General features: G+C 26.5%; 17 protein-coding genes. 4 read left to right on the top strand and 13 right to left on the bottom strand.

From position 1 onward, the window contains the following. The gene (locus H8923_RS05835; protein ID WP_153972086.1) at positions 1-1,320 is read right to left on the bottom strand and encodes a hypothetical protein; all 1,320 of its coding nucleotides are present in this window, start codon (positions 1,318-1,320) and stop codon (positions 1-3) included. Between the two features lie 147 nt (positions 1,321-1,467). On the opposite strand from H8923_RS05835, the gene H8923_RS05830 reads away from it, so the two are divergent. After that, positions 1,468-2,601, top strand: coding sequence for an MGDG synthase family glycosyltransferase (locus tag H8923_RS05830; RefSeq protein WP_153972087.1), 1,134 nt, complete (start codon positions 1,468-1,470; stop codon positions 2,599-2,601). Positions 2,602-2,649: 48 nt separating this feature from the next. On the opposite strand, the gene H8923_RS05825 is transcribed toward H8923_RS05830, so the two are convergent. The 3 genes from H8923_RS05825 to H8923_RS05815 form a co-directional block, all read right to left on the bottom strand. Next, a complete protein-coding gene (locus tag H8923_RS05825; protein ID WP_153972088.1) occupies positions 2,650-3,342 on the bottom strand; it encodes a hypothetical protein in 693 nt (230 codons plus the stop codon). A 249-nt stretch (positions 3,343-3,591) separates the two neighbouring features. Next, positions 3,592-4,437: a M23 family metallopeptidase gene (locus tag H8923_RS05820; protein WP_153972089.1), complete on the bottom strand. Its 846-nt coding sequence runs from the start codon at positions 4,435-4,437 to the stop codon at positions 3,592-3,594. Between the two features lie 112 nt (positions 4,438-4,549). Beyond that, positions 4,550-6,448 (bottom strand): glutamine synthetase, encoded by a 1,899-nt coding sequence (locus tag H8923_RS05815; protein ID WP_153972090.1) that lies wholly within the window; start codon positions 6,446-6,448, stop codon positions 4,550-4,552. Positions 6,449-6,754: 306 nt separating this feature from the next. Between H8923_RS05815 and H8923_RS05810 the strand changes: the two genes are divergently transcribed. After that, positions 6,755-7,540, top strand: a complete 786-nt coding sequence (locus tag H8923_RS05810) for a 3'-5' exonuclease (protein ID WP_153972091.1) — start codon at positions 6,755-6,757, stop codon at positions 7,538-7,540. A gap of 140 nt (positions 7,541-7,680) precedes the next feature. On the opposite strand, the gene H8923_RS05805 is transcribed toward H8923_RS05810, so the two are convergent. The 6 genes from H8923_RS05805 to H8923_RS05780 all read right to left on the bottom strand — a co-directional run bounded on the left by H8923_RS05805 (position 7,681) and on the right by H8923_RS05780 (position 14,576). Further along, positions 7,681-8,193, bottom strand: coding sequence for a PTS sugar transporter subunit IIA (locus H8923_RS05805; RefSeq protein WP_153972092.1), 513 nt, complete (start codon positions 8,191-8,193; stop codon positions 7,681-7,683). Between the two features lie 23 nt (positions 8,194-8,216). Beyond that, positions 8,217-9,182 (bottom strand): carbohydrate kinase family protein, encoded by a 966-nt coding sequence (locus tag H8923_RS05800; protein ID WP_153972093.1) that lies wholly within the window; start codon positions 9,180-9,182, stop codon positions 8,217-8,219. Further along, on the bottom strand, positions 9,175-10,650 hold the full coding sequence (locus H8923_RS05795) for a glycoside hydrolase family 32 protein (protein ID WP_153972094.1): 1,476 nt from the start codon (positions 10,648-10,650) through the stop codon (positions 9,175-9,177). The genes H8923_RS05800 and H8923_RS05795 overlap by 8 nt, the downstream gene beginning before the upstream one ends. Positions 10,651-10,699: 49 nt before the next feature. Then, entirely contained in the window at positions 10,700-12,082 is a 1,383-nt protein-coding gene (locus H8923_RS05790; protein WP_153972095.1) for a PTS transporter subunit EIIC, read from the bottom strand. Between the two features lie 579 nt (positions 12,083-12,661). Beyond that, entirely contained in the window at positions 12,662-13,657 is a 996-nt protein-coding gene (locus tag H8923_RS05785) for a LacI family DNA-binding transcriptional regulator (protein ID WP_153972096.1), read from the bottom strand. Positions 13,658-13,874: 217 nt separating this feature from the next. Beyond that, positions 13,875-14,576, bottom strand: a complete 702-nt coding sequence (locus H8923_RS05780) for a M15 family metallopeptidase (RefSeq protein WP_153972097.1) — start codon at positions 14,574-14,576, stop codon at positions 13,875-13,877. A 288-nt stretch (positions 14,577-14,864) separates the two neighbouring features. On the opposite strand from H8923_RS05780, the gene H8923_RS05775 reads away from it, so the two are divergent. Beyond that, a complete protein-coding gene (locus tag H8923_RS05775; protein ID WP_153972098.1) occupies positions 14,865-15,173 on the top strand; it encodes a DUF1540 domain-containing protein in 309 nt (102 codons plus the stop codon). Positions 15,174-15,269: 96 nt separating this feature from the next. On the opposite strand, the gene H8923_RS05770 is transcribed toward H8923_RS05775, so the two are convergent. From H8923_RS05770 to galT, 3 genes are all read right to left on the bottom strand, one after another. Continuing rightward, a complete protein-coding gene (locus H8923_RS05770) occupies positions 15,270-15,596 on the bottom strand; it encodes a hypothetical protein (RefSeq protein WP_153972099.1) in 327 nt (108 codons plus the stop codon). A gap of 177 nt (positions 15,597-15,773) precedes the next feature. Further along, positions 15,774-16,526, bottom strand: coding sequence for an exodeoxyribonuclease III (locus H8923_RS05765; protein ID WP_153972100.1), 753 nt, complete (start codon positions 16,524-16,526; stop codon positions 15,774-15,776). Positions 16,527-16,740: 214 nt separating this feature from the next. Beyond that, entirely contained in the window at positions 16,741-17,697 is a 957-nt protein-coding gene (galT, locus tag H8923_RS05760; RefSeq protein ID WP_153972101.1) for a galactose-1-phosphate uridylyltransferase, read from the bottom strand. Between the two features lie 248 nt (positions 17,698-17,945). On the opposite strand from galT, the gene H8923_RS05755 reads away from it, so the two are divergent. Beyond that, positions 17,946-19,181: a pyridoxal phosphate-dependent aminotransferase gene (locus H8923_RS05755; protein WP_153972102.1), complete on the top strand. Its 1,236-nt coding sequence runs from the start codon at positions 17,946-17,948 to the stop codon at positions 19,179-19,181. The last annotated feature ends 143 nt before the right edge of the window (positions 19,182-19,324 follow it).

The raw sequence follows: 19,324 nt of genomic DNA, 5'->3' as shown, positions 1-19,324 counted from the left end.
CTACATTATGTAACCTTTATAAAAATAATATATTGCTGAATATAAAAATAATATAAGTAATACTCTTTCTAAAAATATTATAATAAAATATTTTTTATCAATTTCTATTGATGAGCTACTTATATAAGCTATATTTGAAGTCAGAGATGTGCATTTTATAACTAATAATATTCCTATTATAAATCTAATGTTGTAATCTACACTTTTATTTATTAAATCTATAGCTATTATTTCATTATAAAATCCACTAACAATTGACTTGCTAATTAAAGATACATCTGAAGTTTTTAATAAATTAATAATAGGGTAAAATAACTTACTAAAAAGTTCTAATATATATTCATTATTTAATATTAAGTCTCCAAAGAAAAATATTAATACAATATTTGGAATTAAATTCATGGTTAAATTTATAGTATGTTCTAGATTATCTAAAATATGTATAAATATTTTCTTATTATCTTTACTCTTCAAATATTTGTTTATACCTTTTTTTAACTTATCTTTTCTATGTATACTTTCTTTATAATTACTTTTTACTGAGTATGACTTTTTAATTTTAATCATTGGATATAATCTACATAAAATCATATTACTAATTATTAGTATTAGCAGATTTGTAAAAATAAAAATACTACTATTTAAATTTAATTCATTATATATATATTTAGTCATAGGAAATGAAATTATTGAGAAATTTAACAATAACATATATAATTCATTTAACCTAAGCCTCCCCTTAGAATATAGTATATTTGCCATGTAGTATCCGCAAAAACAATCTGTAAAAACAAATACCATCATATTAATCACAGTCTTTCCACTCACTTTGAATAGTTTTTTTGTAATTGGATGAAAGTAAGATTCTACAATATCTAATAATCCATATTCTATTAAGAATGGCATAAATATGGAACTTATGGGAAGAACAGTAACCAGATTTAATATAATTTCCTTTATAATCAAAATAGTATTATCGTTTTTGAAAAATATATAGCTTCTACCATAAAATATATTAAGTATTATTAAAACACTTAAAAATCTTAAACTTAAAAAAGTTTTACTTCTTTTCTTATCAATAAATAATTTTATACTTCCTAAAGAAATAAATATGATTATACATACTTGTAAAAAGTTATTATAGTTTAATTGAATTTTATCAACTATATGATATAAAATAGTTTGATTCTGATTATTTATATTTATAGGTATAAAAAAAATTCCTACTCCTATTATAGAGTAAATTATCATCTTTAGTATGTATATAGAGTCACTATTACTGTTTTCTTCATAGTTCTTATTCTTATTTATCCCCTCCATATTACCACCTCTGTATAATTTTTCAACTTAAACTACTTATATCCTTCTTTGATAATAAATTTTATATCATTGCTTATACTAGATATCATAAGGTATAATACTGTAAATGCTATAAATATACTATACAGTTTTTCTAGAGGTGATATTTTGGATACAAAAAAAGGTAAAAAAACAATTTTAATTTTGACAGCCCAATTTGGCGCTGGTCATATAAGTGCTGCAAATGCTATTAAAGATTACATAAATGAAAGTGACGATAATTACAATATAGTAATACAAAATTTTATAAATGCAAGTGTGCCTAGAATAAATAAGCCAATGGTAAAGATGTATGAAAATAATACTAAATACATGCCTGAACTATACAACTACTATTATTACTTAAAGAAGTCATTTAATCCTATATATGATATCTCCCATATAATATATACCCCTAAGTTATCTGAGTATATATTAGAAGTTCAGCCTGATTTAATTATATCTACATTCCCACTGGCAGCTTCTTGTGTATATAATTTTAATTTAAAGCATACTGATAAGCCAATCCCTTGCATAACTGTCATAACTGATGTTGTAGATAGCTTAGAGTGGATTTATCCTAATACTGATATGTATTTCGTACCAAGTACTGAAATAAAAAATAGATTAGTACATAAAGGTATATCTCCTAATTCAATAAAGGTTACAGGTGTTCCTATTAATAAAAATTTTCAAATAGCAAAAAAAAATTATATACAAGGAAAGTATAGACTTTTACTTCTAGGAGGTGGACGTGGTTTATTTGACTTTGATGAAAGCTTTATGCACTGGATTGATAACTTTGTAGGAATATATAGAGATATTTTAGAAGTTACAATAGTAACTGGTAAGAATAAAAAACTTTATGATAATTTAACTGAAAAAAAACCTTTACTGAATATAAAAGTTCTTGGATTTGTAAATAATATGCAAGATTTAATAAAAGAATACGACTTAATGCTTACTAAACCTGGTGGTGCTACATTATTTGAAGCAATACACTCACAAATACCTATAATAGTAAAATTGCCAAAAGTTGGTCAAGAAATAGAAAATGCTAAATTTATTGTAGATAAAGGAATAGGCATTATTTACAATGATGATGAAAACCTTAAAGAAATATTTGAATCTATTGTTTCAAGTAAGTTTAATTCTTTAATTAAATTCATGTCAGATAATATATTAGAATTTAAGAAAACTATACATCCTGAAAAAATATATGACTATATACAAGAATTGTTAAATGATTCTATTTCTGAATAAAATAGTAATATAAGGGGGCCCCCCTTATATTACTATTCACTTTAATATTTATTTGTTTACACGTTTATATTGACTTAAATCTATAACTCTTCCGTCATTAATATCCTTATCATTTTTTTTATTTGAAAAAGCTTTATCTGACATTGTCTTTACAATAATTTTATATATAGTATATAACTCTATAATCGTAAATATAATAAGATTTAGTATCTCTAAACTATAAACCTCAATATATCTACTTGCTCCATAATATAAAATCCCATAAAACCTTATCAATATAGAAATTAATAGGTGTAAAGCTATTAGCGTTGTAAGAAAGTTAAATTCATTTTCTAACTTTCTTTTTCTTATAAGGCTATTTATTGATATGTCGCTATTAAATTTTGTATTTAATATATCTGTATATATCTGGCTGCAAATATTTCTGTCAAATAAATTAAGTATCAATATAATAGAAAGACTTAACCCTATTATATAAGTTGCATAAATATATAAATCAAAACTATTTTTTTGATTCCTTGAAAAGTAAATATATAACGTTAATAACGTCATAATACCTAATCCTGATATACTAGTCCTGTTTTGCTTATATTTAGTATAAAGTGTGTAACAAATACCACCTAATATTAAATAAAATACATAGGAATTGGAAATGCCTACGCTACTTAATTTGTATAATATTATTGGTAATGCAATATAGATAATTGAATCTATTAATATTTTACGCTTTATTTTAACCACTTCCCCCTACTCTTTATTTTATATATTAAATAAATACTATATAAACTTTATCTAAGAATAAAAATTCTATTTAATATTTATAAATCATTTTTTAACTACCGATTATAATTTCTAAAGTCTTCTTATATTTATCTATATGATTCGTACTATTAAAAATTTCATTTATATATTATTTTTTAAAATTATATCTCTTAATAAAAAATAAAGCATATAATAACATTGAAGTTACTATATGCTTTATTTGAACTTTTATTTTATTACACCCTCTATAGGATTAATATTTTTTTCATTTATTATTATTTCAAAGTGAACATGATTTCCAGTTGAATTACCAGTTGTTCCAACTTTAGAAATAACATCTCCTTGCTTTACTATATCTCCTTTTTTAACTACATTTGAGTTATTATGTGCATATACAGTAGTTTTTCCATCAAAATGTTTTATCTTAACAACATTTCCATATCCATTTTGGTAACCAGAAAAACTGACTATACCATCATCAATAGCCAACACATCAGTATCTTGTGGAGCAGGAATATCTATCCCCTTATGAAAGCTTTTTACATTTGTTATTGGATGAATTCTATAACCATATCCAGAGCTTATATCTTTATAATCATTCAATGGCCATATTCCAGTCACAAATTCAATATTTTCTGATTTTAATTTTGCTTTAACCTCTTCCTCAATTATTTTTTCTAATTGGACACCTTCTATTATTGCATCTTGCAATTCTTTATCCAAGATATTTCTATTTTCTTCTAAAGCAACAATCTCAGAACTTATCTCATCAATTTTGCTGGTTTCATACTCTTGAGGAACAAAGCTAATAGTTACTACTTCTAATGATTTACTATCATCAGAAGATACATATTGACCGTTTTCAACTTTTAGATCTTGATTTTTACTTTCTAATATATTATCTAATTCATTTATTTTCTCTTTCAATTCCTCTTGCTTTTCTTGGTTTTGTATTAGTATATCTAACTTATTTACTTCCCCAAATGAATAAGAGGTATTATATAAGTTTAAGGAAATTAATAATACAAGTGATATAGTAAACCTTAATATCACTTTATTTAAATCTTTATTCATTTTTTATCCTCCTTTTACAGCTACCAATTAATATTGACTAATTTTACAATATTTATTCAGTTTTATCAAAAAAGAAAGAGATTCCTCAAAATTGAGAAATCTCTTTTTCTTACTAATATATATTCTTTTTATATTGCATATATAACTTTTCTACATCTTCCATATTTCTTTCTAATTCTAATTGTAATTTTGAAGCTATTTGGTAATCTTCACTTTCTATTGCATCTCTTATTTGAGTAAATATTGAACTTCTAGTCAGTGTATCCTTCATTACATTAAATTTAATATCTGAAATTGCATTCCAATTAACTTCATCTAATGCATCCATATTTTCTTTTGTATGTAATTTCACATAGCTTCTTATTCTATCTGAATATTCTTGTATTATTCTATTTCCTAATTCTTTCTTCCATTTATCTATTGAACCAACTTTAAAAGAGTTTATAATTTTATCATTAAATACTCCACCTTGTTTTAATGCTTCTAATTTATCTTTCTCAATATCTAAGTTTCTTACATTTTCATAAACAGTAGCTGGTGGTGCTGAGAATCGTTTATTTCTTTCTTCTAATGTATAAAACTCAAATACATCATTTTCATCTCTATATGCTCTATCTTTATCTAAGTAGAAGCTATCTTCTCCTACATCCTTAGAAAGTTCTTTCTCTAATTCTTTTGTAGAAAGCTTACTTTCTGCTACTGCCTTTATTCCATGTAACATAGTTTGGTAACACCCAGCTATAACTAAGTATGCATTTGATAATGGGTTTGGAGATCTTAATTCAAATCTTAAGGTTTTTGGATTTTTAGCATCTCTTACTAGTCCAACAAGTACTGATCTATTTCTTGAAGGAATTTCATAAGTATGGCCTAGTGAAGTAACTATACAAACTGGTGCTTCAAACCCTGGAACTAATCTGTTGAATGCATCATTGGTAGATGTTACAAATGGATTTAATACTTCATAGTTATTAAGTAATCCCATTAAAGCTCCGTACCCAATTTCACTTAAGTAATCTTCTTTCATATCCATAGGTGCAAACAAGTTCCTTATGCTTCCATCTTTTAATTTTGCACTTACACCCACATGTGTATGTTTTCCACTACCTGCAACTCCATGTATAGGTTTAGCTTTAAATGTAACTTCTAGCCCATTAGTTGTAAATGTATCTTCTATTACTTCTCTTACTACTAACTCATTATCTGCAGCTTGAAGAGGAGATGAGAACTTCCAAGATACTTCTAATTGCTCCATTGCATGATTAGTTTTACCTTCTATACTTATAGTACTTTGTATACCACCAACCTCTTTATGCGCCATTTCTGGACATATTCCTTTAGCTTGAAGAGTTATTAATGTTTTTTCTAAACAAGTTCTTATTAGGCCATGAGTTCTCTTCCAATATTGTTCCTTTAGACTTTGAGATACAAATAACTTCTCTAAATCAGCTTTATCTTCTGGAGTATTTACCCAGAATTCTAATTCTGTTGCCGAAGTTAGTAGTATATCATCTATTTCATTTATATCATTTATTCCTATATTATTTATCATATGTGGATATTGTTCAAATATCTCTAGTAATGATGTCTTAAAGTAGCTATCTGCTTTTTGAAGTATCCCTCTTGAACATACCTTTTTATTATCATGTATTAAAAATGCTGGTATTTTTAATGTACCTATTGGCAAGTTAGTCTCTACATCTATGTGTTCTAAATTATAATCTACATACCATCTACTACTTTCATCTGGCATTAAATCGACCTTTGCATTATTTAATGTAGCTATTTCATAAAGCTCAACACTTGAACCATCAGTTTGCACTGCTGAAGATAAAAAACTTTCTATATCATCTAGAAATAATTCCATTGGTATTTTTTCATCAGTTGCATTTCCACCTAAGTCTACCCCTACTAATGAAACAAATTTTATGTGTTTATGTTCTCCTAATAATGATTTTAATTCATTTGCATTATATCTTTCTTTTTCAATTACATGCAGTAAATTACTCATAGCTCCTCCTTACGATGTTAATCCCCCGTATTTTTTTATATTGTATTATTTTTATTCGTTTTAATCTTTATATTATTATATCTTATGATTTGAAAGTTCGCAATATTTAATATTCTTTTATTTCCTTAATATTATCAAGCAAACTTTTCTATAATAAATTCTATTCTTTTTACAGTAATATTTTAACTTTTTATTAATATAGGGTATACTAATTATAAGAAACTTTTTATTGTAATAGTCTTATTTTTTTAATTATATAAAGAATTTTATGATAAAAAATTCTAAGAAATTTTAGGAGAGAAAAATATGGAATATATAGTCTTTGATTTAGAGTTTAATCAGGGATTTGATAAAACTCTTAATAAAACTGTGTCTAATGAACGATGTCCTTTTGAAATTATTCAAATTGGAGCTATTAAATTAGATTCTAACTTTAATATGATAGATACTTTTAATGCATATGTAAAACCTGAAATATATAAGGATATTCACCCATTTATACAGAAAATGACAGGTATCACTAAAAGTGATGTTAAAGATGCCTCAAATTTTACTCAAGTTTATAAAGAATTTAAAAAGTTTATATCCTCAAAAAAGTCTGTATTATGTGTATGGGGAACAAGTGATTTGAAGGAATTATATAGAAATGTAAATTATTATAATCTACCATCAAAAACTTTACCTAAATCTTATATTAACATTCAAGAATATGCTTCTAGGTATTTTAATAATCCTACAGGAAAAAGTATTGGACTTCAAAATGCAATTTCAATACTAGGTGTAGAACAAAATAAATCCTATCATGATGCATTAAATGATGCTTATTATACAGCGCAAGTATTTATAAAAATAAATAGTCCAGATATTGTTCCTGATGTATATATTTATACACCAGTAAAACCTGCACAATCAAAGCGTAAAACAAAAAAGGAAATTGATTACGAGAAATTATTTAAAGAATTCGAGAAAATACTAGAACGCCAATTAACAAAGGAAGAAAAAAAAATAATTGATTTAGCCTACAAAATGGGCAAAACTAATCAATTTGTAATAGAAACAAAAGATAATAAAATAAATTATAAAAAAAGATAAAGAAAACTTTTGTATGCTTTTCTACTTCTTATATGATTTATATAAAGAAAAGCGTAAAATATTAAACCTCTGAAATTTACAGTCTTATAGTATCTGTTATAAAAGAATTTAATATTTTACGCTGTATGTTCAAGTCAAAATTAAACTAATTCTATTCTATTTTCTTCTTTTACTTTTGCTTGACCTGTAATTAATTTTACAGATTTACAATCTTCTAATGATGTAAATATAACTGGAGTTATATCAGACTTAGCATTTTCTTTTATATATTCAACATCCATCTTAGCTAATCTATCGCCTGATTTAACTTTATCTCCAACATTTACAAACACATCAAAACCTTTACCATTTAAATTTACAGTATCTATACCCATATGTACTAGTATTTCTATATTATCATTACTTCTTAATCCTATTGCATGTTTTGTATCAAATATCATCTCTACTGTTCCACTTACTGGTGATACAAATATACCATCATTACTCTTTACAGCAAAACCATCTCCCATCATTTTTTGAGAGAACACTTCATCTGGTACTTCTGATAACTCTAAAATTTCTCCATTTGTTGGACATACTATCCCTTTTAACTCTACTTTATTACATTCTTCTACTGTTTCTTTTTTCTTTTTAAAAAAATCGAATAATCCCATAATTTTCTCTCCTATATAACATGTTATTTTATTTCATCTATTGTACACATTGCTGCGATTGCACCCTTTTTAGTTGTTGTATCTGCAGCATATTTATTACTAAAATCTAGCATTTCTTTTACTAAATTATAATCTAGATTATCTAAGTCTTCTATTATTATATTTTTTTGACTTAATTGATATAAAAATGATCCTATAAAAGAATCTCCAGCTCCCGTAGTATCTACTACATTTACCTTTAAACCTTTACTTTCTATAAATCTCATAGTCTCTTTATTCTTTGTTATAAATATTGCTCCATCTTCACCTTTTGTATAAATTACTACTTTTACATTGCCTTTGAATAAACTTTTTAAAGCATCATTTTCATCTTTTATCCCAGTTATAAACTCTAACTCTTCATCAGATATTTTAAGTATATTGGCTAGTGGTAAAAACTCTAATATTACATCCCTACAATCATTTTCATATTTCCATAGTGGTAATCTAACATTTGGGTCAAAGCTTATTATTGATTTATTTTTACTTGCATACTCAATAGCTTTTTTGTGTGTATACTTCATTGGTGATTCAACTAGATCTACAGAACAAAAATGTAGTATTCCACAATTTTCAAACCAATTTTCTTCAAGCATATTATCTTCAAGTAATAAATCTGCACTTGGATTCCTATAAAAAGAAAAATCTCTATTTCCATCTTCTTTTAAGGAAACAAACGCTAATCCTGTATTTGCCTTATCCGTCCTCATTATATAATCTGTATTAACATTAGCATCTCTTAATACATCAATGATATGGTCTCCAAAAGCATCTTCTCCTAATTGAGAAATAAAATAAGCATTACCCGATAGTTTAGCAACTGCTGCTGCAACATTAGCTGGTGCTCCTCCTGCAATTCTTTCAAATCCACTAACTTCTTTTAACTTACATCCTTTTTCATTTGGGATAAAATCTATTAATGCCTCCCCAATTGTTATTACCTTATACATATTTATATTCTCCTAGCTCATATAGATTTATTTTCACATCATCTAAATTACCTTTCATACTTATCTTATCATCAAAATCATAACAATACATACGACTTGTAAATACCTCTTCTCCATAGTTTACAAATACTTCTATACTAGATGTATCTACAAATATTCGTAAAGCCTCTAGATTTCCAATCTTTACAGCTCTTTTACATCTTCCATATCCACTTTTACCAAGATTTAATCTTAATACTTTAGCCTCTTTAGAATAGTTAATAATGCAGTCTGATTTTAAACTTAACTCAAAGTTATCTATTTCATTATTAAACTTTATTTCTAATTCATAAATACTACCTTTTAACTTATCATATTCTTTAACACTTTCTAAGTGTATAGTTAATTTATTCCTTCTTAATTTTTCAATTTCCTTTATTGGTAACTGATGTAATTTACCATTTACAAGTATCAACTGTCTAGGCATAGTTAATGCATGCATCCATCCATTTTTGTATGTTGGATTTATATAGTAATCTTCTTCAATATCTGGAAGTCCCATCCACCCTATTAATATAGTTCTTCCCTTTTCATCAACAAAACTTTGAGGTGCATAAAAATCAAATCCTCTATCTAGTTCTATAAATTCATCAAATATAAATTCACCATTTTCAAAATCCATATCACCTAAGAAATATCCGCTTTGATATATATTGTTATACTTATATCCATCTTCCTTTATACCTTGCGGTGATACTAAAAGCATATATTTAACTTCTTGTGTTTCTATATCTTTTAACTGTATTAAATCAGGACATTCCCACATATATCCAAATTTCTCTATTGTGCTAATTGTATTAACATAAATCCAATCATTTAAATCATTAGATTTATATAATAATATACAACCTTTATCACTTTTATCTCTAGCTCCTAGAATCATATAATACGTAGCATCTTTTTTTAATATTTTAGGATCTCTTACATGACATGTCATATTATCGGGATAATCAATATTTTCTAAAATAACCTTCTTCTCACTAAAACCTACCCCATCTTCACTAGTAAGCATCATGGTATTATGACCTCTTCCCGAATATATATAATCATGATTTCCTAAATGTTTTACATTACCAGTGTAAAAAAAATATACTTTATCATCTTCAACAAATGCGCTACCTGAATAAACACCATGAATGTCGAAAATTGTATCAGGAAAAATAACTGCTCCCCTATCTTCCCAGTTCACTAAATCCTTAGAAACATATAGACCCCATAATTTTAATCCTCCATTTACATCAAATGGTGAGTACTGATAAAATATATAATAGTCTCCTTTAAATTGGCAAAGACCGTTTGGATCATTTAACCAACCTATTGGAGGCATTAAATGATATTTTAGTCTATACGGATCATTATTAATTTTTTTTCCTTCTACACTTTTACAAATGTCGATCAGTCTTGTGAATTCTTTTTCAATAATGCTCATCTATAACCTCCTTTTGAATTCGTAATGAAATTTATTAATTATCTATTTCTTAACCTTCTTTTATTCCAAATACAATAGTTAGTAACAATGATACTAAAAATGCTATTGCAAATAAAATCATATATTGAATTGGTGTATGTAAAGTAAGAAGTATTCCAAATATACCTGTAACACCTGTACCTGTTGCTCCAAGCCCTACTATTGCTGCATAAAGTGATGCACATGCTGATCCAATAGCCGCTGCTACAAATGGTCGTCCATATCTTAAATTAATCCCAAATATAGCTGGTTCTGTTATTCCTAAAAGAGCACTTAAAGCCGCTGGTAAAGCTAAAGTCTTTGTTTTTGCACTTTTAGTTTTTAAGGCTACACCTAATGCTGCTCCACCTTGAGATATGTTTGCTGCACAAGCTATTGGTACAAAATAACTAAATCCAAACTGTGCTAATTGACCAAAATCGATTATATTATACATATGGTGAACTCCTGCAACAACTGTAGCACTATATATTCCACCCATAATAAATCCACCAATTCCATAAGGAACTTGTATTAGCCACTGAACTGCGTCTAATATACCATTTTCAAGCACAACGAAAACAGGTCCTATTACTGTTAGAGCTAAATATCCTGTCAAAAATACTGTAACTAATGGAGTTACAAATAAGTCTAGCATTGATGGTACTATTTTACGAAGTTTCTTTTCTATAAAGCTCATCACAAAAACAGAAATCATTATTGGTATTACATGACCTTGATAGCCTATCATTTTTATATTATAAAGACCAAACCATACTGGCTGAGTAGAAAGAACACCCTCACTTGCAACAGTCCAAGCATTCTGTAAGTTTGGATGTATCATTATCATTGCTATTACAGCACCTAAATAAACATTGCCTCCAAATACTTTTGCTGCACTAAATCCTATTAATATTGGTAAAAATGTATATGCTGCACTACTAAATAAATCTAACATCACAAATAATGAGCTTGTTATGTCTATACTTACATATCCACCTGATGATAAAAATTTAATAGCTTCAACAAATCCCATCATTAGACCACATGATACTATTGCAGGTAATATAGGAACAAATATATCCCCTAATGTACGAATTGCTCTTTGCAGTGGATTCGATTTCTTAACTGAAGCTTGCTTAACTTCTTCTTTTGTAGCTGCTTTTATATTTGCAATCTTTGCAAATTCCTCAAAAACTTTATTTACTATTCCTGTTCCAAATATTATTTGAAGCTGACCAGCTGTAATAAAAACTCCTTTAACTCCATTTATACATTGTATTGCCTCTTTATTTATTAGTTCTTCATCTTTTACTACTATGCGAAGTCTAGTTGCACAATGAGTTGCGGATTCTATATTACCTCCCCCCCCAATATTAACTAAAATATTTTTTGCTGTTTCATCATAATTCATTTTCCCCATCTCCTTTTATATATTAATTATATTTTCATATTTCAGGTATTAGTTTTTTAAGAGGTATCGTTCCCACAATAATTTTAAGGGAACGTTCCCTCATTTTTCAATTTTATTGGCTAAATTTAAAATTTTAATTAATACTTATTAAAATCTTAAATTAGCCTCAAATTCCCTAATTATAAATTATATAACACACTTTAATCTCTTGAGTTAAGAATTTTCACTTTATAAAATTATTACACTAAGAATTTTTATCTAGTGTAACCTAAAAACTCACCCCTAATTAAGCTTACCCATAAAGCTTTTAATGTTATATTCATTTATATTCCCCCATTATGTTAAAATATAATTCTTACAGCTTAAATCTGACTTATAACTTATGTAATTGAAAGGATATGTTAAGCAATAATGATTAGTTATAAATATTTAATATTAATTCAAATAGTTTATCATTTTAAGTTATTATGATACGAAAAACTTCAACTAACAACTAAATTATTTAACACTCCTATATATTTAAATTATATATTCTATAATCAATTCTGTAAACATTTTCATAAATAATAATTATATCTATTATAGCACTTTTACACTTTCTCTTTTTAAAAAGTTATATCCTAATTTTATATATTTTAAATTTTCCTTGTTACAGTTGCCTTTTAGTATATCAATTAGCATACGACTACTCTTTATTCCACTTTCTTTGTAATAATATTGAATAGTCGTAAGGGTCGGATGTATCAAGTTCGAAAACCTAGAATCACCTATAGCACATAAGCTTACATCCTCTGGTATTTTTATGTTATTTTCTCTCATGTACTCTAACACTCCCAAAGACATATTATAAGTTGCACAGAATATTGCATCTATATCATTTCTAGACTCTAACAATTCTTTTGCTTTCTCATACCCACCTTCTTGTGAAAAGTTAGCATCTTTTATTAAATTCTTATCGTATTTTAATTTATTATCTTGCAAACATTTAATGAATCCTTCTTTTCTATTAATACCTGCAGATATATCTTCATCATTAGTACCTATGTATGCAATATTTTTATGATTATTTCTTATTAAAAAGTTTGTCATTTCATATGCAGCTTCATAATCACTATGATATACACAAGGATATCCTTCTACCTTTTGGCCTACAATAACAATAGGTACCTTCATTTGTTTAATTATTTCTAGATGTTTTTCAGTTATTATAGTAGCTACAAAAATTACCCCATCAACATTTTTATTTCTAAATATTTTTAAGTATTGGATTTCTTTTTCTATACTTAAATCAGTATTACCAAGAATTATATTATAATTTTCTTTAGAAATTTCCTCGCTTACTCCATCTACAATTTTACTAATGGTTTCTGAACTTATCTTTGGAAGTATTATACCTATTAAATTAGTTTTCTTTGTACGTAAGGTTTTCCCATGATTCGATGGAACAAAACCCGTTTTATCAATTACATCTTGTATTTTTTTTCTACTTTCTTCACTTACATAACCATCATTTAAGTATCTAGATACAGTTGATTTAGATACTCCTGCAAGCTTAGCTATATCAATAATATTCATAAATACCGCTCCCTAATTACTTCTTTATTAGTTTTATTTATTATAGCATAAATAGTTTATATACTACAAAATATTCAATAAAGCTTTGTTAATAGTTTTTTATTTCATTCTTATATTTATATAAGTATTTTCTGACTTTTGCACGATATTAATTTATACAATAAATAATAAAAAAACTATTAAAAGGCTATCTCTAGTTCCTTTTAATAGTTTTTTATTATTTATCTAAACCTAAATATTCCTCTAAGGTTAAATTATTCATCGCAAAATTCCTACTATGCTCCTCACCTACATATCTATAATGCCAAGACTCATATTGGTAGCCAGTAATCTCTTCTTTCCCCTCTGGATATCTAATAATAAACCCATACTTGTACGCATTTTCATATAGCCATTTAGCTTGAATTGTATCTGTAAACCATTCACCTACAGACTTTGATGTATCACTGGTTGTAAAATCAAATGCTAGACCAGTTTGATGCTCACTGTAACCTGGTACTGCTGAATATTTATCAGCGGCTTCTTTTCCATCTCGTCTAACATAATTATTATACAAAGTAGACTGAATACTATAAGATCTGTATCCACTTCTTATTTTTATTACTATGCCATCTTCTTGAGCAGCTTTCATCATTCTATTGGCAGCATCTATTGCATCCTTTTCCAATTCTTCTGTTGCTCTATAATTTTGTGGTAATCCATATTTTTTATTCACTACTACTATATCATCTACATACAACGGTTGTATTCCTTCTATGTATTCTTTATTCTCAGATATACTATCGTCATTTTTGTAAATAGAGTTACTCATGTTAAAAGTGTTATTCTCTGCTTTAATATTATTTTTCTTAGTTACTATAAATACTGATCCAATAATAGAAAAACTTACAATAGCTAAAACTATTATTCTTTTACTCATATTTTCCCCCAATTAAGCTATTATGCTACGTTGTCATTTGATTCGAAAAATACCATGAAGTATTTTTACTATTATAATTATATTTTTATAGATATCGTAAAAATATTTAAAATTATTTTTCTTATTTTGTTATCTCATTTCTGAGTACTAAATAAGTTTAACATATTAATTAATATAATGGTATGATTTTCTAAAGTGTATATTTTATAAAATCATACCATGTTTTCCCGAATAACTTTGTTATTCTTTCACATACTATTTGTATATCATGTTCAGGAGGTATTTTTTATGGCTAATACTAATTTAGGTTGTTCTGCTATAAACTGTGTATATAATACTTCAGGTGAGTGTTATTCCGGAAGTATAAAAGTAGATGGAAGACAAGCTACTACAACTTCACATACTTGTTGTTCTACATTTAGAGATCAAGACACTTGTGGTTTTACAAATTCTGCAGATGAATGTGATTGTGTAAAAACATCAAACATAGATTGTAAAGCTTGCAACTGTAAATATAATGAAAATGAGAATTGTACTGCACCAAGTGTAAAAATAAATTCTGTCAATGCTAGCTGTGAAACATTCTGCTGTAAATAGTATATACTCATATGTAACTATCTATTAAATACACAAAGAAACTATCTTTAAATATAAAATTTATTTAAAAATAGTTTCTTTACTAAACATATAAATTTATATATTTATAAAAATCATTTTTACAAGTTCATACTGTGCAAATTCTACAGATTCTATACTCTTAATGGAACTTCTATTTATAGAGTTTTCAGAAATAAAAACTTCTATATCTCCAACAGTGGCATATATTTCATTTAATATCCCTAAAAGATTATCAACCTTTATAGTTTCTTCCTTTGATTTCAATAAAACAACACTTTTATCCTCTTGGTTCTTATATACAGAATCTATTCCAGATATAATATTATCTTCTTTTATGTACACCACTTCTCCCTCTAATAACTTACCTTTTTCTAATTTGCTTTTTAAGTCTAATAAATTCATTTATCTATCCCCCTAAAAATATATAATTATTTACATAGTTTGGTTTCAATTAATTTTATGATTATAAATTCAGTTTTATTACATATTAAATATAATAAATATTTATTATATTTAATATATAAAAATAGACTCCATTTAAGGAGTCTACTTTAAATTTTATATTATTATAATTCTTAACTATTTAATAACAAGCTCTACTGGACAGTGATCTGATCCAAGTATTTCCGTATGTATATCAGCACTAATTAATCTATCCTCTAATTTTTTTGATGCACAGAAGTAGTCAATTCTCCATCCTGCATTCTTTTCCCTCGCCTTAAATCGATATGACCACCAAGAATAAATATCTGTTTTGTCTGGATTAAAGAATCTGTAGGTATCAATGAAGCCAGAAGCTAAGAAATCAGTAAATTTGCCTCTTTCCTCATCAGTAAATCCAGCATTTTTTCTATTAGTTTTTGGATTTTTTAAATCTATCTCATTATGTGCAACATTTAAATCACCACACATTATAACAGGCTTTTTATTGTCTAACTTTAATAAGTATTCTCTAAAATCATCTTCCCACTTCATTCTATACTCTAGTCTCTTTAATTCACTCTGAGAATTCGGAGTATAAACTGTTACAAAGTAAAAATCCTCAAACTCTAAAGTTATAACTCTTCCCTCATTATCATGTTCCTCAATTCCAATACCGTAAGCTACACTTATAGGTTCTATTTTTGTAAATATTGCAGTTCCTGAATACCCTTTTTTCTGAGCATAGTTCCAATATTGATGATATCCTTCTAATTCTAAATCTATTTGACCTTCTTGAAGTTTAGTTTCTTGTAAGCAAAAAATATCCGCATCAACTTCTTTAAAAAAGTCTAAAAATCCTTTGGTTACACAGGCTCTAAGCCCATTAACATTCCAAGATATAAATTTCATTTGTACCTCCTAAGTTTTCTGCATGTTTTTTTATTTTATCATAATAATTTCTAAATAATATAAATTTATGTAAAATATATTTTATTTTTACTTTATATTATCTAAAATACCCTTATTTTTAAACTTATAATCAATTCTTTTTTCAAACTTAATAAATATATATTATATTTAAAACCTATAACATCAAAGTTATACACTATAGATCTAATTTATTTTAATCAAATCTTAATTTCTTAGCTAATTTATCAGAATTTATAGATGATACATATACATCTGTTCCTAGCTCAAATCCGCCAAAACTGTACCTTCTAGGTATTATATGAATATGAGTATGAAAATGAGAGTCTTTACTTTCTGAATTATTTACAGGATGAGTATGTATACATATATTAAATGGATTGTAACCCTGTACATCATATATTTTTTTAAATAAATTCTTAAATATCTTGGCTAATTCTTCTAACTCCCTTTCCTTCAATTCTTCAAATCTTTTATTACTTTTAAATAAAACTCTAATTTCGCCTCCATACTTTGTAATTTCCGGTACTATTACTAAATAATCTCTATGGTTATGTATAATTCTATTTTTATACTTTATTTCATCTGCTATAATAGCTTCATATAATGATTTTTTATATTTATTATAATATTTTTCAGAAATGCTAATTTCATTTTCAATTTCTGGCGGAACTATAGATAAAGAAATTATTTGAGAGTGAGGATGAAGTAACGATGCTCCTGCTCTTCTTAAAAAGTTTTTAAAAATACTAATATATTTTATCTTCTCATTTTTTGCCATGTATTCATATCTATGTTGGTACATTTTTAATAAATATAAGAATTCTTTTTCACTCATGTTATAAAAGCTTCCATTATGCCTATTGGTATCAATAATAACCTCATGTTCTCCATATATTTCATCTGATAAAGAATCTACTATAGGATATTTATTATACACAGATCTAACTAACCACCCATCTTTATCTTTAATTTCAAAAGTAGGGTTTTCTGTATGCTTTTCATTCCCTCTACAAAATGGACAGTCTTCTTTATACTCTTCTTTGATTTCTTTATCAGTTTGATATTTAACTCTATCCATTGGCCTCTTTGATCTATTTTTTGCAAGTACAACTATATCATTAGTAATAGGATCTCTCCTTAGTTCTCTCATAATTAACACCTCTTAGATTATAATAGCTTATTATTTTATTATAATTGATTTTTATTCGATCATAAATATCATAGGTAATTTTGATTGAAATATTTATACTGTTCAAAATATATTTATATATAAATATTATTTATTTATAACTTATCACTATATAATATAGTATATAACTACTTTCTAATGATTTTTATAGTTGTTTCTGATACTATAAGTCTTAAGTATAAATTTATTTAATTAAAGGGGGATTTCAGATGAAATATTCAAAAAGGGTAAGCTCTATGCAGTCATCTCCTATAAGGAAACTTGCATCTTTTGAAGAATCAGCAAAAAAAGGAGGGGTTAAAGTATATCATTTAAACATAGGACAGCCGGATATAAAAACACCTAAAGCATTTTTTAAGGCGATTAATGATTTTGATAAACAAGTGTTAGAATATTGTTCATCTAGTGGTCTGGATGATTTAATTAATTCCATGCAAAAATATTACAATACCTATAATATAAAGTTTAGTAAAGATGAGTTATTAGTAACTAATGGTGGTAGCGAAGCCTTATTATTTGCTTTAATGGCCATCTGTGATCCTGATGATAATGTTCTAGTTCCCGAACCATTTTACACGAACTATTTCGGATTTGGTCAATCAATAAACGTTAAAATAAATCCTATAACTACTAAAGCAGAGAATGGATTTCATCTTCCAAGTAAGGAAGATATAATATCTAAAATAAATCATAATACTAAAGCAATAATGATTTCTAATCCTAGTAATCCAAGTGGAACAGTCTATACGTATAATGAAATAAAAATGTTATCAGAAATTGCTTTAGAATATAACTTATGGATAATATCGGATGAGGTATATAGAGAGTTTGTATATGATAATCAAGAATATACTAGCTTTGGAAATATTCCAGAAATCTATGATAGAGTAATAATAATTGATAGTATATCTAAAAGATATAGTGCGTGCGGAGCAAGGATTGGATCCATTGCTTCCAAAAACAAAGGATTTATCGCTCAAGTATTAAAATTATGTCAAGGTAGACTATGTGTTTCAACCTTAGATCAGGTTGGAGCAGCAAAACTATATGAAACTCCAATATCCTACTTTAAAGAAGTAATAGCAGAATATGAGAAACGAAGAAACGTACTATACGACGAATTGATGAAAGTTGATGGAGTAGTATGTGAAAAACCGTCCGGAGCATTTTATATATTAGCTAAATTGCCTATTGACGATGCAGAAGACTTTGCTATTTGGATGTTAGAAGAGTTCAGTAAAAACAACGAAACAGTCATGATATGCCCAGCCCAAGGATTCTATGCTACAGAAAAACTAGGTAAAAATGAAATTCGACTTGCCTACATACTGAATGAAAAGGATCTAATAACAGCCGCTAAACTTTTAAAAGAAGGATTAGAAGAGTACCTATCATCAAAAATCAAAAGTTTTAACTACAAAAATGATGAATTAACACTAAATTAATAAGATTCAAATTTACACTTTAAATTTACACTTTATAATAATAAAAATATTTAAATTGGAGTAATTAAAGAACATTTTGTATAAATATAAAGTCATTCACATTTAAAGTATTTCCTTAATAAGGCTAAATTAAAATATAATTA

Source organism: Romboutsia faecis, assembly GCF_014323405.1.
GTDB lineage: Bacteria > Bacillota > Clostridia > Peptostreptococcales > Peptostreptococcaceae > Romboutsia_E > Romboutsia_E faecis.
The sequence above is the reverse complement of the archived record's forward strand: the minus strand, read 5'-3'. Positions and strand labels throughout refer to the sequence as shown.

Coding starts and splice junctions, on each gene's coding strand:
- H8923_RS05835 (WP_153972086.1), bottom strand. CDS start 1,320: ATGGAGGGGATAAATAAGAATAAGAACTATGAAGAAAACAGTAATAGT.
- H8923_RS05820 (WP_153972089.1), bottom strand. CDS start 4,437: ATGAATAAAGATTTAAATAAAGTGATATTAAGGTTTACTATATCACTT.
- H8923_RS05815 (WP_153972090.1), bottom strand. CDS start 6,448: ATGAGTAATTTACTGCATGTAATTGAAAAAGAAAGATATAATGCAAAT.
- H8923_RS05810 (WP_153972091.1), top strand. CDS start 6,755: ATGGAATATATAGTCTTTGATTTAGAGTTTAATCAGGGATTTGATAAA.
- H8923_RS05805 (WP_153972092.1), bottom strand. CDS start 8,193: ATGGGATTATTCGATTTTTTTAAAAAGAAAAAAGAAACAGTAGAAGAA.
- H8923_RS05800 (WP_153972093.1), bottom strand. CDS start 9,182: ATGTATAAGGTAATAACAATTGGGGAGGCATTAATAGATTTTATCCCA.
- H8923_RS05795 (WP_153972094.1), bottom strand. CDS start 10,650: ATGAGCATTATTGAAAAAGAATTCACAAGACTGATCGACATTTGTAAA.
- H8923_RS05790 (WP_153972095.1), bottom strand. CDS start 12,082: ATGAATTATGATGAAACAGCAAAAAATATTTTAGTTAATATTGGGGGG.
- H8923_RS05785 (WP_153972096.1), bottom strand. CDS start 13,657: ATGAATATTATTGATATAGCTAAGCTTGCAGGAGTATCTAAATCAACT.
- H8923_RS05780 (WP_153972097.1), bottom strand. CDS start 14,576: ATGAGTAAAAGAATAATAGTTTTAGCTATTGTAAGTTTTTCTATTATT.
- H8923_RS05775 (WP_153972098.1), top strand. CDS start 14,865: ATGGCTAATACTAATTTAGGTTGTTCTGCTATAAACTGTGTATATAAT.
- H8923_RS05770 (WP_153972099.1), bottom strand. CDS start 15,596: ATGAATTTATTAGACTTAAAAAGCAAATTAGAAAAAGGTAAGTTATTA.
- H8923_RS05765 (WP_153972100.1), bottom strand. CDS start 16,526: ATGAAATTTATATCTTGGAATGTTAATGGGCTTAGAGCCTGTGTAACC.
- galT (WP_153972101.1), bottom strand. CDS start 17,697: ATGAGAGAACTAAGGAGAGATCCTATTACTAATGATATAGTTGTACTT.
- H8923_RS05755 (WP_153972102.1), top strand. CDS start 17,946: ATGAAATATTCAAAAAGGGTAAGCTCTATGCAGTCATCTCCTATAAGG.